Annotated in this window: 15 protein-coding genes; 7 read left to right on the forward strand and 8 right to left on the reverse strand. The window is 42.5% G+C overall.

Translation table 11 applies throughout. The annotated features are described in order from the left end of the window. The first annotated feature begins 159 nt into the window (after positions 1-159). A complete protein-coding gene (locus AAEM60_RS19585) occupies positions 160-432 on the forward strand; it encodes a spore coat protein (RefSeq protein ID WP_299743486.1) in 273 nt (90 codons plus the stop codon). A gap of 111 nt (positions 433-543) precedes the next feature. Here AAEM60_RS19585 and AAEM60_RS19590 read toward each other — a convergent pair whose 3' ends face one another. The 3 genes from AAEM60_RS19590 to AAEM60_RS19600 all read right to left on the reverse strand — a co-directional run bounded on the left by AAEM60_RS19590 (position 544) and on the right by AAEM60_RS19600 (position 3,008). After that, entirely contained in the window at positions 544-1,521 is a 978-nt protein-coding gene (locus AAEM60_RS19590) for an LLM class flavin-dependent oxidoreductase (RefSeq protein WP_341356916.1), read from the reverse strand. A gap of 221 nt (positions 1,522-1,742) precedes the next feature. Next, positions 1,743-2,591, reverse strand: a complete 849-nt coding sequence (locus tag AAEM60_RS19595; protein WP_341356917.1) for a VOC family protein — start codon at positions 2,589-2,591, stop codon at positions 1,743-1,745. Between the two features lie 15 nt (positions 2,592-2,606). Continuing rightward, positions 2,607-3,008 carry a DoxX family protein gene (locus tag AAEM60_RS19600; protein WP_299743476.1) on the reverse strand — a complete coding sequence of 134 codons (402 nt, stop codon included), beginning with the start codon at positions 3,006-3,008 and terminating at the stop codon, positions 2,607-2,609. A gap of 152 nt (positions 3,009-3,160) precedes the next feature. Between AAEM60_RS19600 and AAEM60_RS19605 the strand changes: the two genes are divergently transcribed. Next, the gene (locus AAEM60_RS19605) at positions 3,161-3,475 is read left to right on the forward strand and encodes a helix-turn-helix domain-containing protein (protein ID WP_299743473.1); all 315 of its coding nucleotides are present in this window, start codon (positions 3,161-3,163) and stop codon (positions 3,473-3,475) included. Between the two features lie 7 nt (positions 3,476-3,482). Here the strand turns inward: AAEM60_RS19605 and AAEM60_RS19610 are convergent, their stop codons facing one another. Next, a complete protein-coding gene (locus tag AAEM60_RS19610) occupies positions 3,483-4,493 on the reverse strand; it encodes a nuclease-related domain-containing protein (protein ID WP_341356918.1) in 1,011 nt (336 codons plus the stop codon). A 291-nt stretch (positions 4,494-4,784) separates the two neighbouring features. On the opposite strand from AAEM60_RS19610, the gene AAEM60_RS19615 reads away from it, so the two are divergent. Next, positions 4,785-5,993: an MFS transporter gene (locus tag AAEM60_RS19615; protein ID WP_341356919.1), complete on the forward strand. Its 1,209-nt coding sequence runs from the start codon at positions 4,785-4,787 to the stop codon at positions 5,991-5,993. A gap of 99 nt (positions 5,994-6,092) precedes the next feature. Here AAEM60_RS19615 and AAEM60_RS19620 read toward each other — a convergent pair whose 3' ends face one another. Then, positions 6,093-6,248 (reverse strand): DUF1540 domain-containing protein, encoded by a 156-nt coding sequence (locus AAEM60_RS19620; RefSeq protein ID WP_082051198.1) that lies wholly within the window; start codon positions 6,246-6,248, stop codon positions 6,093-6,095. A gap of 294 nt (positions 6,249-6,542) precedes the next feature. Here AAEM60_RS19620 and AAEM60_RS19625 point away from each other — a divergent pair, with 294 nt between their 5' ends. Next, the gene (locus tag AAEM60_RS19625; RefSeq protein ID WP_341356920.1) at positions 6,543-8,363 is read left to right on the forward strand and encodes a Xaa-Pro dipeptidyl-peptidase; all 1,821 of its coding nucleotides are present in this window, start codon (positions 6,543-6,545) and stop codon (positions 8,361-8,363) included. Between the two features lie 53 nt (positions 8,364-8,416). Here the strand turns inward: AAEM60_RS19625 and AAEM60_RS19630 are convergent, their stop codons facing one another. Beyond that, the gene (locus tag AAEM60_RS19630; RefSeq protein ID WP_341356921.1) at positions 8,417-9,622 is read right to left on the reverse strand and encodes an MFS transporter; all 1,206 of its coding nucleotides are present in this window, start codon (positions 9,620-9,622) and stop codon (positions 8,417-8,419) included. A gap of 177 nt (positions 9,623-9,799) precedes the next feature. On the opposite strand from AAEM60_RS19630, the gene AAEM60_RS19635 reads away from it, so the two are divergent. Together AAEM60_RS19635 and AAEM60_RS19640 are read left to right on the forward strand one after the other, a co-directional pair. After that, a complete protein-coding gene (locus tag AAEM60_RS19635) occupies positions 9,800-10,228 on the forward strand; it encodes a MarR family transcriptional regulator (RefSeq protein ID WP_299744006.1) in 429 nt (142 codons plus the stop codon). A 27-nt stretch (positions 10,229-10,255) separates the two neighbouring features. Continuing rightward, on the forward strand, positions 10,256-11,011 hold the full coding sequence (locus AAEM60_RS19640) for a sugar phosphate isomerase/epimerase (RefSeq protein ID WP_341356922.1): 756 nt from the start codon (positions 10,256-10,258) through the stop codon (positions 11,009-11,011). A gap of 41 nt (positions 11,012-11,052) precedes the next feature. Here AAEM60_RS19640 and AAEM60_RS19645 read toward each other — a convergent pair whose 3' ends face one another. Next, positions 11,053-12,033, reverse strand: a complete 981-nt coding sequence (locus AAEM60_RS19645) for a zinc-binding dehydrogenase (RefSeq protein ID WP_341356923.1) — start codon at positions 12,031-12,033, stop codon at positions 11,053-11,055. A gap of 131 nt (positions 12,034-12,164) precedes the next feature. On the opposite strand from AAEM60_RS19645, the gene AAEM60_RS19650 reads away from it, so the two are divergent. After that, positions 12,165-12,542, forward strand: coding sequence for a helix-turn-helix domain-containing protein (locus AAEM60_RS19650; RefSeq protein WP_341356924.1), 378 nt, complete (start codon positions 12,165-12,167; stop codon positions 12,540-12,542). Positions 12,543-12,583: 41 nt separating this feature from the next. Here AAEM60_RS19650 and AAEM60_RS19655 read toward each other — a convergent pair whose 3' ends face one another. Next, positions 12,584-13,474 carry a TIGR01777 family oxidoreductase gene (locus AAEM60_RS19655; RefSeq protein ID WP_299743444.1) on the reverse strand — a complete coding sequence of 297 codons (891 nt, stop codon included), beginning with the start codon at positions 13,472-13,474 and terminating at the stop codon, positions 12,584-12,586. Between the last annotated feature and the right edge of the window lie 39 nt (positions 13,475-13,513).

The raw sequence follows: 13,513 nt of genomic DNA on the forward strand, positions 1-13,513 counted from the left end.
TTAGCTGCTCTATATTTAGATAAAGAGGAATTGTGTTCCTCCTACTCAAAAAATCCACATAGGCCTATTTACCTAAAATCTCTCTATATAGGTTAATGCCCATACCTTTTTGTTTGAGGGCGAATATTCATAACCATAGATAGAGAGGAGGTTTATGCTATGAATGATTTTCACAATACCGGTTATGAAACATTTGTGGATTACAATGATATACGCCGCCCCATCGGACGCGTGGGGTTTGGAAGACCTGGATTCGGCTTCGGGGGATTTGGAAGACGCCCGTTCGGATTTGGATTTAACCCGTTTTTAGGAGGACTTGCTGGTGGACTGCTGGGAGCCGCCCTTTTAAGTCCTATCGGTTATGGTTATGGTTATGGATACGGATATCCACCACCTTATTATGGTTATCCTCCTTATCCCTATTATTATTAATAAATTCATACCAAAAAGGAGCCAGTGCACTTATTCACCGTACACTGGCTCCTCTTTATTAAAACCTTGATTATTCCTATATTGGAGTAGTCACTGCAGATTTTTTGAAGCCTAAAGGACAGCCTCAGCAATGAGCTCATATGATCTTACTTTATCTTCAAACTTGTATACATTGGTAATAATCATAAATTCATCTGTCTGATAGATTTCACTCAGCATATGAAGCTCCTCCCTCACTTTTTGAGGTGTCCCTATAATGGCTCGCTTTCGATTTTCCTTCACTTTTTCTTTTTCCAACTCTGACAGCGTTCTTGCTTTTACTTCTTCCTTGGAGGGAATTCCCGTGTCTCTTCCCTTTTCTACCGATAACAGCCACAAATCTTGAGTGAGGGCAATTTCTTCAGCTTCTCCTTGCGTTGGAGCACAGACGATAAAGATACAAACATTGCTCTTAGGTTGGGATAAAGACAGGGAAGGCTGAAAATGAGAATGATAATAGTCCAGAGCCCTTTTCCCATTTACAGGATTGATAAAGTGACCATATGTGAAAGCGGTACCCTGCTCAGCAGCCACGCGTGCTCCCCTATGGGTGATTCCTAATATCCAGGGAAGCGGGGGCCTCGTCACTTTTGGATAAGCCTTGACTGCTTGCTCATCCGAGTGATGTAAATAAGCTTGAAGCGCTTCCACCTGACCCGGAAACTCATTCATACTCTTCTTCAATCCATCCGTCAGAGCCAGACGTGTCTCATACGAACCACCAGGCGACCGGCCGATTCCGAGATCGATTCGATTGGGAAAAAGGGTCTCCAATACATTAAAGTCCTCCGCGATTTTGTAAGGGCTATATTGCGGAAGAAGTACGCCACCGGATCCGACCCGAATCGAACTCGTCATAGAAGCAATATGAGAAATTAACACTTGAGGAGCAGAACCGACAATCCCATTCGTATTATGATGCTCTGCGACCCAAAAACGTGTATACCCGAGCTCCTCGGTTCGCTGCGCAAGAGTCACCGTATTTTGAAACGCCGTCCGCGCATCCTCCCCCCTCGAAATCACAGACTGATCCAATACACTCAACTTCATTAGATGCCACTCCCCTGCAATCTAGATATCACTTAGTATGTCCCCATCATTATCACACGAATTTCCCATCAAATAAAAAACCTTGCCTGAGGGACGGACCTTGGAACATAAGAGTGCAAACGAATTTTCGTGTTGCAGGATGGATTTAACGCTTTGGAATAAGGCTTTCGATGATAATGTGCAAGAGGGACGGACCTCATTTGAGGTCCGTCCCTCTTGCCTTACAAGCTTAGATAGATTCGGTTGCCTGATGGGTCTTCGGTCAGGAGTTTTCCTCTTTGTTCCTGGATGGTTGCTCCTATGGATTCCAACTGGCGGATGATGGTTGTTCGTTTTTCTTCTGATGGAAAATGTAAGGTGAACCAGTTAAGACCGACACTGTTTTCAGCTGGTCTCGGAGCCCCGACCCCGTTCCAGGTGTTCAGTCCGATATGATGATGGTATCCACCTGTTGATATGAATAGTGCCTGATTTCCAAATCGACTGACTACATCGAAGCCAAGTCCCTCGCCGTAAAATTCTTCAGTTGATTTTAAATCTGAAACATGCAAATGGATATGCCCCATAACGGTGCCGGTAGGAAGCCCATCCCACGATTGTCCATCGGCCTCAGCCAATATTCCCCGTGCATCGATCGGATCGACGGTCATCTCTACTTGATTTCCATTCCATTTCCAGTCAGATGAAGGACGGTCCCTATAAATCTCAATTCCATTTCCATCAGGATCTGATAAATACAGTGCTTCACTAACAAGGTGGTCAGATGACCCCAGTTGTATATTCAGCTTAATAAAATGTTCTAATATTTTTCCAAGATCTGTTCTATTCGGCAACAACAGGGCAAAGTGGTACAAACCTGTTGTTCTGGCCTGCTTAGGTGTCACATCTTCAGGTTGCTCCAGAGATAATAGTGGGTGTATGCCATCTACCGTGAGAGTCGCTCTTTTATCTGTTCCTTCCAACAATTTAAATCCAATTACTTCTTGGTAAAAGTCAAGAGATCGCTCCAAGTTTTCGACTTTTATATTTACTTCCCCAACAAATGTATGTGGTTCTTTATGAAAGTTCATCTTTATTCCTCCCATTCATTCTGACTGTGAAAACTTCTGATCTATTGAGAACAATGACTCCTTAGCCACGACAAAATAGATTGAGATCGCAAGCAGGGCTAAATCCAATTCATATCCTGCCATCTGCCCATTTCCTAAGAAACCAGCAGCTAATTTCACTTTTACGATTGCTCCTGCCATGACGAACGCAAATAGTACTGCAACAATCCGTGTACCAAATCCCAGGATCATCGCCAGTCCGCCGACCAACTCAATGATTGCGACTGCATATGCTGTAAATCCCGGCAGCCCTAAGCTATGAAAGAAACCGGCCGTATTTTCAATCCCTCCCTGAAACTTAGTCAAACCGTGAATAAAAAAGGTGCTTCCTAGAAATATTCTTAAAATAAATGCCCCTATTAAGTGATTCTGTAACATTGTATATTCTTCCTTCCTTTTTGTTATTTTATTAAAGTTAGTTACTTTATGTAACTTATATTATTTTAATAACTATGTACTGTCAAGTAATTAAATTACTAAAATGTTGGTGATGTGGTATACTAGTTACAAAGAAGGAGGCGCCTGACAGAGTGAAACAATCAGAAATTTGTCCAAGGTTCGAAAAAGCAATCGGCATCTTAAGTCAACGATGGACAGCACTCATCATCTATCAATTGCTTTCCGGTCCACAACGAAACTGCACCATCAAAGACGCAATCGGCATCAGTGGCAGACTTCTCTCAGAGAGATTAAAGGATCTTGAAGAAGAAGGAATCGTAAAACGAGACGTTTACCCTGAAACACCAGTGCGTATAGAATATTCTTTAACGAAAAAGGGGTACTCTTTAGAACCTTTAATGAAAGATATAGAGAAGTGGTCCCAGGAGTGGATTGAGAAGGAATGAAAACTCGTCAGGTTATTGGCGGGTTTTTTTGTTTGTGTTTTCGGGGTGGGCTTTCATCGAATAATAGGATGTATTGTGTTCCTTTTTTGGTGCCTGTTGTGGGGAGATTTAGGGATTGGAGGAGTCTTTTTGCAACATGAGAAGAATTGATTTTCAAAAAATTTCTTAGTTCCGCGTTATTTATTTTAGGACCAATCAAAAGTTCATAGTCTTTGAGGGCATGGATGTGAGCATTAATCTTTTCATTTTTACAATTCATACAAAACCATTTGCCATATTTCCTTGCTAACGGCCGATAATTGCACTCTTCACATATGACCCCCTTTAATAGCTCACCCTCTGTAATGTTAAATCTCTCTAAGACAGAGAAATCAGGCTCTTCGTGTTGTCTTTTTAAGCTGCGAATGATTTTTTTAATTTCTTTAGGCGCGGCCTTCTCTTTTCGAAGAGAGTTCTCAATATATCTCACCTTGCCCAATAGAGAACTTCGATGGATGACGATTTTTTGAAGGGTTTTGTTATCTGGAGAGGTTTTAATGATAGTCCGATCGTTGCCCATGACTACGCAAGAGAAAACGGGGATGGAGGGCAACCCATTCTCTTTCAACCATTTCAATAGCTGACTTTCTTGTCGTTTGATTTGGATCGTAGGGTCCGGTAAAGCTGATTCAAATCCATCTTTTGTTTGTATAAGTTGATTGAAGATAGGATCGAAGTAAGCAGTGCCAGCAAGGTATTTGACTTCGATATTGAGGATGAATTTGGTTGTAATGGGTTGGGTGTCTATTTGAAAAAAGCTATCTTTGCAGGGGATTCTGAGATCGTGGAGAATGTAGTATTTTTTAGGGTCTAAAAAGCTTAAAGTATAATCTAGTGCTTTCTCTCCTTTGAATCCTGCCATTCTTTTACCAAGTTCTTCGGATATCAGAAGGAGTTTAGGGTGGTTAAGGGGAAGTCTGCGGAGTAAAGCTTGTAACATCAGGATGATTCGAGGTATTATTCGTTCTTTTTCGATCATTTTATCACTCCAATCGGGTTTTATATTACATGTATTCTCCATAAACTGCAGAAAATCCTGCTTCGAGATGGTGGATTTGAATTTTATCAGCGAAATATTAAATTTATCAGCGAAATTCACGATTTATCAGCGAAATTCCCATTATATCAGCGAAATCTCAATTTTATCAGCGAACGCCCTTTTCCTCCAGATACCCTCCCCTTACCACACCAAAAAAAATCATTCCCATTCCCCTCCACCCATAGTATATTTAGAGAAGCGAAATAACTTGACTGCGAGGGACGGACCTTTATGTGGAAAAATAAAAATGTATGGATATTATTGATAGGTGAATTTATAGCAGGTCTAGGATTGTGGTTAGGGATCATCGGTAATCTGGAGTTCATGCAGGAAAAGGTGCCTTCCGATTTTCTGAAATCGGTGATTCTCGCTTCGGGACTGCTTGCCGGTCTTGCTGTTGGACCTTTAGCCGGCAGAATTACGGATCAGGCAAATAAAAAGAAGGTGATGCTCATCTCAGGCTTCACCAGGGCATTAAGTGTTGTTTTCATGTTGATTGCGATCAATACTGGCTCGGTGCTGTGGATGGTCGTTTTCTTAGTGAGCATTCAAATTTCTGCCGCGTTCTATTTCCCTGCTCTTCAAGCAGCCATCCCCATGGTGGTGAAAGAGAAGGAATTGCTTCAAATGAATGGGGTCCATATGAATGTGGCCACCCTTTCAAGAATACTTGGTACGGCGTTAGCTGGAATTCTATTGGTGGTTATCTCCTTATCGATGCTCTACCTATTATCATTAGTGGCCTATTTAGCACTATTCGTCATGACCTGGTTCCTTACAATTGAAGAAACGTCAACTTCCAAACAGCAAGGTGAAAAAACAAAAGGGGCGGGCTTCAATGAAGTATTCCCTGTCATTAAAGGGCTGCCCATCGTATTTATGACCCTTGTGATGACGTTGATCCCCCTGCTGTTTATTGGTGGATTCAACCTGATGGTTATCAACATCAGCGAGCTACAGGATAGCTCAGCTATTAAAGGTTGGATCTATACCGCCGAAGGGATTGCCTTTATGACAGGTGCTTTTGCTGTAAAGAAAATGGGTGAAAAGGTGTCACCCTACAAAATCTTATTCTTCTTCAGTTTCGTCATCGGCATTGCGCAACTGCTCCTTTATTTTGCGACCAGCCCGTTTTTATCTGTGCTGGCATTTACTGTTTTTGGTTTTGCAGTAGGATGCTTTTTCCCGACGGCTGCCACGATTTTTCAAACGCGGGTGCCAAAAGAATTTCACGGCCGTTTCTTTTCGTTTAGAAACATGCTCGACAGACTGATTTTCCAAGTTGTGCTCCTCTTGACAGGACTGCTATTGGATCTTGTGGGACTGCAGATCATGACCGTATTATTCGGATGTTTATCCCTCTTTATGACAGGACTTTTTTACTCAAGATATCGACAGCTTAGAACGACCACTTTATCGGAACAGGCTGTTAATCAATGAGAAGCTCACAAAAGTGAGCTTTTTTTGTATAAGAATGAGAATTATTATCAATACTATATAAAAAGAAGACAACCACGCCTATGGTTGCCTTCCCTTCCATTACATACCAGGATCGAATGTTTTACAATCTGTTTCTTCGCTATTATGGGCTTTGTTCCCTTTGTGACTGACAACGAAAATCTGGTCGGCAGAGCACTTTTTGCCTTCACGGTTGTATTTGCAGTTGCTTACTTCACATAGTACGTCTTGTGCCATGGTATTTACACCTCCCCTGTTAGTGTTTAGAATTCACTTTTTTTGTCCTCTTCATACTCATTTTGTCATGAAACTCCTGTTATCATTTTCTTTGACCACTATTATTGAGGTGTTTTTTATCTTACAAAGTATCTTCCTACTTATACAAAAATTTAGGTGCGGGGTTCCATCCCCCCGCTTTTTTTATGTCTAAATAACTCATTTTTTCCAAAAACAGGTCTTTCGACTTTCGAATATTCTGTTTATTTGGTTTATTCTGTAAAAGAATGACGAATAAGGTTTAGGAGGAATTTTATGAAGAATGCATGGTTGAAAATGGTATTCACCACCTCACTTTCGATTCCGCTTCTGACAAGTGGATTCGCTACCTCTACTGTTGTAAATGCAACAGAGCCATCCAACACACTTCCAGAAATTAAGGTTGAAAACGGAATGACTCAGCCTGTCTTTTCCCATCAAGATGCAATCATTGAAAGAGTCTTTGTAGAAACCTCAACAGATAGTGATCGAGATGGAAAACCGGATCGCGTCCGGGCAGACATCATCCGACCGAAGGAAACAAATAACGGTCTGAAAGTACCAGTTATTTACGAAATGAGCCCCTATCGTTCAGGCATCAAGAATGTACCTGTTTATGATGTAGATGTTGAATTAAATACTGTACCACGAAAAGGGAAAGGAGAGACTGGAAAACCTCAAGCAGATCTTCGTGGCTACTATGATGATTATTTTGTACCGAGGGGTTACGCTGTTGTGTTGGCAGAAAGCGTAGGGACAGGGTTGTCTGATGGGTGTCCGACAACGGGAGATCAACATGAAATCCTTGGTACCCGTGCCGTCATTGATTGGTTGAATGGACGGGCAGATGCTTACAATGCTGATGGTGAGAAAGTATCGGCAGACTGGTCCACTGGAAATGTAGGCATGACCGGTGTGTCCTACAACGGGACTCTTCCCAATGCTGTAGCCACTACAGGAGTGGAAGGACTTAAAACCATTGTACCTATAGCAGCGATCAGCTCATGGTATGATTATTATCGCTCTAATGGCGCGGTCATTGCTCCCGGGGGATACCAAGGGGAAGATGCAGACAATTTAGCCGAGGCCGTTCTCACGAGAGATACTCCCGAAGCATGCCGGCCTATCATTGAGGACTTAACCTCCGGGCAGGATCGAACATCTGGAGACTATAACAGCTTCTGGAGTCAACGTGACTACACCAAAGACGCTGACAAAGTGGAAGCCAGTGTATTCATGGTTCATGGTTTAAATGATTGGAACGTAAAAACAAAACATTTCTCGGACTGGTGGAAAGCTTTGGAGAAGAATGATGTTCCACGTAAAATGTGGCTGCACCAAGGTGGACATACCACTCCTTATTATTTTAGACAAGATGCCTGGTTACCTACACTAAATAAATGGTTTGATTATTGGTTGTATGATATCAATAATGATGTTATGGATGAGCCGATGATCGATATTCAACGTGAAGATCGATCCTGGGGCACTGAAGAAAACTGGCCGGTTCCAGGTACAGAAGAAGCTAAACTATATTTACATCCAGATCAGGATGGAATCGGTGGAAACTTCAGCCTGAAACCTGTCCCGAATAAGAATAAGCAGAGTCAATCCTTTGTGGATAATGCCCTGATAAAAGCGGAAACGTTAGCTGAAAATCCTGACATGCATTCTGACAACAGGCTTTCCTATACTACCTCTCCTTTAACAAAGGCGGTTCGTCTGAGTGGAACCCCTGAAATATCCCTTAGGGCAAGCATCAACGAGCCAACAGCCAACTTAACCGCACTGCTCGTTAAATATGATTCTGATAACTCGGTCGAGATTGTAACCCGTGGGTGGATGGACCCTCAAAATCTTCGAAAAGACGATCGTTCAATTGCCTTGACACCAGAACGGGAATATACCTTTACATGGGATATGCAGCCCGACGATTATGTGTTTAACGAAGGAGAAAGATTAGGGGTCATCATCCTTTCAAGTGATTACCACTATACTTTACGTCCTGATCCCGGAACGATCATTACCATTGATCCCGAGAGAAGTCATATAACCCTCCCTCTTTTAAATGGAAAAAAAGCATTAGCGTGGGAATAATCATTAAAACAAGAAAAGCAGAGGTTGTGATCCTCTGCTTTTCACTTTCTCTTTCATATCTCCAGAACCTCTGCACTTTCTTCCCTCGCACATCTTGCTTTCTTCGTAACAAATTTATAAGCCAGAACCGTCAGTAAAACCACCAAGGCGCAAATAATATACAAAGCAGAAAATCCAAGCTGAAACGAAAAGACTCCCAACACAAACGATCCCACGGCAATCCCCAGATCGTAAAAAATAAAGAATGTTGCGGTCGCATGCCCCGTCCTTTTTTTTGGTGCGGCCTGTATGGACATCGTCTGAAAGCTTGGAAGAAGTGCCCCATATCCGAGTCCGATGAGTGTTCCAGCAATCAATAATAGAACGACGGAATGTGTGACACTCAACAAAATCAAACCAATGGCAAAAATAAATAAGGATGGATAGATGACTGCATCCGGTCCTGATCGGTCGAATAAACGTCCTGTAAATGGGCGTGAAAGCAACATGGCCGCTGCGAAAACAACGAAAAATAAGCTGACTGATTCAAATAAACCGATGGATTTGGCGTAGACCGAAATAAACGACATGATGCCTGAGTATGCAAATGAGGTTAAAAATCCTACAAGTGCAATCGGGATCGCTTTAACTTCCACCAAATCCTTAAAGGTTAAGCGTCTGGAGTCCATTGTTTCAACCACATCCCCCTCCATGACCTGAATGCCGAAAGAACAAATGAATCCAATGACTATGACGAATGCAAGCCCCAAGAACAAGGTCGTATATGGAATCCACTGAATAAGGGCTAACGAAATGAACGGTCCGACGACAACAGCCAAGTTCATCGACATAGCGAAGTAACCCAGCCCTTCTCCCTTCCGATGAGGGGGAATCATGTCTGCGGCGATCACGACTAAAACCGTCGAGCTGATACTAAACCAAATCCCATGAAAAAAGCGAAGCCCCATTAACAGATAAAAATCATTGACCCAAAAGTACAAGAATGAGGAGATGCCAAAAAATAAAACGCTGATGATGAGCGTTTTGCGTTTCCCTAACCATTCAATCATTTTACCGGAAAATGGTCGGACAATGATCGCTGATAATAAAAAGATGGTAGTAGCGAGTCCTGCCTCCCCTTCCGTTCCTTGAAGTTCATCGATCACGTAAAGGGGTAGGACCGTTAACAACGAATAAAATACAAGAAATATAAGAAAGTTGTTTACTAGTGCCATAAAAAATGGTCGTGTCCATATAGTTGATGGAGTTGAATGACTCATAAAATTCTCCTTCGTTTAATTAGTTGTTATACTAATTATATCCACAACATGTATATTTGTAAATGTAGTTGTTGTGACAAGTAATTTCGTTTTCTTTTATTAAACCTCTCTAAAACCCTCCATTTCATGTATGATAAAAGGAAGAAAAATTGAATGCAGTAGGTGAAAACAGTGACTATGTCCCGCGATGAATCTATCGGCTTGTACACGAGCCATACAGTGAAGAATATTATTCGATTCCTTACCCTGCATCTGAAGGAATTTGATGTTACGCCCGAACAGTGGACGGTTCTAAAGCGCTTAGCGGAACAGGATGGAATCAGTCAGAAAGAACTTGCCATCAAATCAGAAAAAGATCAGCCAACCCTGACGAGAATCCTGGACATCTTGGAACGGAAAGAACTGATATACAAACAGAGGAACCTGGAAGATAGAAGGTCATTTTTAATTTTTATCTCGCAGAAAGGCATGTCTGCCAAGGATGAGCTGTCCCCTTTTATAGAAGGTTTATACGACGGAACGATTCTTAAAGGTATATCGGAGGAGAATTTAGAAGTATATAAGAGCGTCCTTTCCCAAATGAATGAGAACATTTCAAGAAAATAAAAACCATTACTTAATAGGAGTGTGACCATGAAAAAAATACCGATTGCCCTGCAAATGTATACTCTGCGAAATGAAACGGAAAAGGATTTTACAGGGACACTTCAACAAGTGGCCGGGTTGGGATATGAGGGTGTTGAGCTGGCCGGCCATGGCGGGTTATCCGCGAAAGAACTTAAGGGCACACTCGATAGTTTGGATCTCCGTGTCGCTTCAAGTCATATTCCTCTCTCTGAACTGAGAAACGATGTCCAGAAAGTGATTCATGATCAATTGGAGCTGGGCAGCAGCTATATTGTCTGTCCTTATCTTCCACCTGAAGAGAGAACAGAGAAGCATTATGTTCATTTGATTGATGATTTAAATTCAATTGGGGAATTATGTTTTAACGAAGGGATCACCCTTTGCTATCACAATCACGATTTTGAACTAACCACCCTATCGACGGGAAAACCGGCACTGGAAATGATTTTGAATGAAACGAACCCTCACTGGGTAAAGGCAGAGTTTGATATTTACTGGCTGACCTTTGCTGGAGAAAAGCCGGTGGAATGGTTGAAACGATATCAGGGACGAACCCCTCTTGTACATTTGAAAGATATGACGTTGGACGGGGAACGATTTTTTGCTGAACTGGGAACGGGAGGTGTGGACCTCGCTTCTGTTCTCGACTATGGTATCCATAGTGATGTGGATTGGTGGATCGTCGAACAGGATCAGTCCAAGATTTCCCCTATTGAAAGCGTCAGGATGAGTTTGGATTATTTGCGTCAAAACAACATATAATGTAAAAAGGAGAGCCTGACCAACAGGCTCTCCTTTTTACATTATATTATTTTGGCCACTATTTTCCCTTTCACATGGCGTTCTGATAAACGGCTCAATGCTTTAGGAACTTCTTCAGGTCGGATGGTTTCTTTCAGCATCGCATCTAATTTTCCTTGTTCCAATAAGGAAAGCATGTCATCCCCGATGACGGCAAAATCTTTCTGAGCGATGACATCATTTGATTGGTGTGCTGCCGCCAGGGCAATCTCATGGTAAGAAACCACTTTAGTGAATGATTTGATTTTGGTGAAATCAGGCGCACCAGCAATGTATACCATGTGACCCATGTATGCCAGAGCATCTAGAGAGTCTGTTGCACTCTGTCTGCTGACCGCGTCCACCACGGCATCCACTCCCCGTCCATTGGTTATTTCCAACACTTTTGCATTCACGTCTTCTTCACGATAATCGATGACGAAATCTGCCCCGAGGGATTTTACATATTCATGATTGTGACCGGAAGCAGTGGATATGACAGTCTTACCTGCAAGTTTCGCAAGCTGCACGCCAAACCCTCCTACTCCACCGGCACCGCCATGGATCAGAATTGTATTTACCTGATCGAACGGTAATTTACGATGAAGTGCCTGATAAGCTGTGTAACCTGCCGTCGGAAGAGCCGCAGCATCTTCAAATGACACACTTTCAGGAATGCGTGAAACGGTATGCGCATTGATAATCGCGTATTCCGCATATCCTCCTTTTTTGGTAAAGTCACCGTGGTAAACGACTCGATCTCCCTTCTTCCATTCGGTCACTCCCTCACCTGTCTCTACTACCACTCCTGCCACATCAAGACCGAGAATATGCGGATAGGACCAGGCAGGCATCCCATTGGTCGCTGTCTTATAATCAACCGGATTCAACCCGACTGCATGGACTTCCACAAGAAGTTCTCCCTTTTGTGGCGAAGGTGTTTCGATTTCCTCCACCTTCATGTCTTTCCATAAACCTTTATCGTGTAAAAGTAATGCTTTCATATCTATTCATCTCCCATTAGAGTTTATAATTAATTTTTGTATATGGTATATAATATATACTATATACTTGTTACACAAGCAGGCACTATTTAGTATCCTAGTTACCGTTTAGAAACCAAGGAGGTACTCAAATGAAACAACTAAACCCCGAATACCAATGCGCCATTGACTTGGTCATCGATGTTATAGGAGGTAAATGGAAAGTACTCATACTGTGGAATTTAAACGAAGGGGTGAAGAGATTTAACGAATTGAAGCGTTCTCTCCCGAACATCACTCAAAAAATGCTTACCCAGCAGCTTCGGGAGCTGGAAGAGCACGGCCTGGTCACGCGGATGGTCTATCAGGAAATCCCGCCGAAGGTCGAGTATTCTACGACAGATATGGGGAAGAAGCTGCAAACAACTCTTTTTGAAATGTGTAAATGGGGCGATGAGTATGCGGAGCAAAAAGGGATCGAGATGAATCGCTGTTGGACGACTTATAATTTTATGGAGAATAATCAGTAGCACTAAAAAGGACTTGTCACAGAAGACAAGTCCTTTCATGATTATTTGGATAGAATCTGCCTGAGAGCCTTTTCCAATGTACCATATTGAAAAACGAATCCTGCTTTTTCCAACCGTTCCGGAATGACCCATCTGCTTTTCAGGACCAGTTCGGTTTCTGTTTTGATTAACAAGGCACCTGCTTCAAGCATCCATTTAGGGGTCGGGAGCCCTATCTTCTTGTTCATAACGCTCCTTACGTGTGCCATCAATTCACGGTTGGTGACTGGATTTGGAGATGAACAGTTAAACACTCCATTTAACTCCTTCTCTTCATTCAGAAAAAGAATGATCTGAAACAGATCTTCTACATGGATCCAACTGAATCTCTGATCGCCAGGCCCCTGCACACCTCCCAGACCAAATTTGACCAGATTCTTATATGGTGTCATCACACCGCCATCCGGCCCTAATACGATGGCGATTCTCAAAGCCGCCTGCCTGGTTGCTGGTAATGAAAAAGAGAAGAATGCTTTCTCCCATTTTTTTGCTACTTCAACAGAGAAGCCCGTACCGATATCTCCATTTTCCTCCGTCATGGGCCGGTCCTCTGCATGACGATAAATCGTTGCAGTGCTGGAATTGATCCATAAAGGAGGTGGATTCTGACACTGTAAAAGGGCATTCCCCAATATTTTCGTTGTTTCCGTCCTGGACCTGAAAATTTCGTCTTTATTTTTTTCATTGTAACGGCAGTCGACTGATTTTCCTGCAAGATTGATGAGCATATCCGCATCTTCTAATGACTGAACAATGTCATTGGGACGATCCCAGGAAACATGGGGAGACTGTCTTGAAATGATGGTCACTTTATAGCCCTTCTCAAGGAATTTCTTCTGAAGATACTGGCCGATAAAACCTGTTCCCCCCGCTATGACGATTTTCTTTTCCACAGTATCAACCCATTTCATTTGTGAATAATTTCACATTCA

This window comes from Rossellomorea sp. y25 (assembly GCF_038049935.1).
Taxonomy (GTDB): domain Bacteria; phylum Bacillota; class Bacilli; order Bacillales; family Bacillaceae_B; genus Rossellomorea.

Excerpts from the sequence above, each read along its gene's own strand:
- AAEM60_RS19585 (WP_299743486.1), top strand. The coding sequence starts at position 160 with ATGAATGATTTTCACAATACCGGTTATGAAACATTTGTGGATTACAAT.
- AAEM60_RS19590 (WP_341356916.1), bottom strand. The coding sequence starts at position 1,521 with ATGAAGTTGAGTGTATTGGATCAGTCTGTGATTTCGAGGGGGGAGGAT.
- AAEM60_RS19595 (WP_341356917.1), bottom strand. The coding sequence starts at position 2,591 with ATGAACTTTCATAAAGAACCACATACATTTGTTGGGGAAGTAAATATA.
- AAEM60_RS19600 (WP_299743476.1), bottom strand. The coding sequence starts at position 3,008 with ATGTTACAGAATCACTTAATAGGGGCATTTATTTTAAGAATATTTCTA.
- AAEM60_RS19610 (WP_341356918.1), bottom strand. The coding sequence starts at position 4,493 with ATGATCGAAAAAGAACGAATAATACCTCGAATCATCCTGATGTTACAA.
- AAEM60_RS19615 (WP_341356919.1), top strand. The coding sequence starts at position 4,785 with ATGTGGAAAAATAAAAATGTATGGATATTATTGATAGGTGAATTTATA.
- AAEM60_RS19620 (WP_082051198.1), bottom strand. The coding sequence starts at position 6,248 with ATGGCACAAGACGTACTATGTGAAGTAAGCAACTGCAAATACAACCGT.
- AAEM60_RS19625 (WP_341356920.1), top strand. The coding sequence starts at position 6,543 with ATGAAGAATGCATGGTTGAAAATGGTATTCACCACCTCACTTTCGATT.
- AAEM60_RS19630 (WP_341356921.1), bottom strand. The coding sequence starts at position 9,622 with ATGAGTCATTCAACTCCATCAACTATATGGACACGACCATTTTTTATG.
- AAEM60_RS19635 (WP_299744006.1), top strand. The coding sequence starts at position 9,800 with ATGTCCCGCGATGAATCTATCGGCTTGTACACGAGCCATACAGTGAAG.
- AAEM60_RS19640 (WP_341356922.1), top strand. The coding sequence starts at position 10,256 with ATGAAAAAAATACCGATTGCCCTGCAAATGTATACTCTGCGAAATGAA.
- AAEM60_RS19645 (WP_341356923.1), bottom strand. The coding sequence starts at position 12,033 with ATGAAAGCATTACTTTTACACGATAAAGGTTTATGGAAAGACATGAAG.
- AAEM60_RS19650 (WP_341356924.1), top strand. The coding sequence starts at position 12,165 with ATGAAACAACTAAACCCCGAATACCAATGCGCCATTGACTTGGTCATC.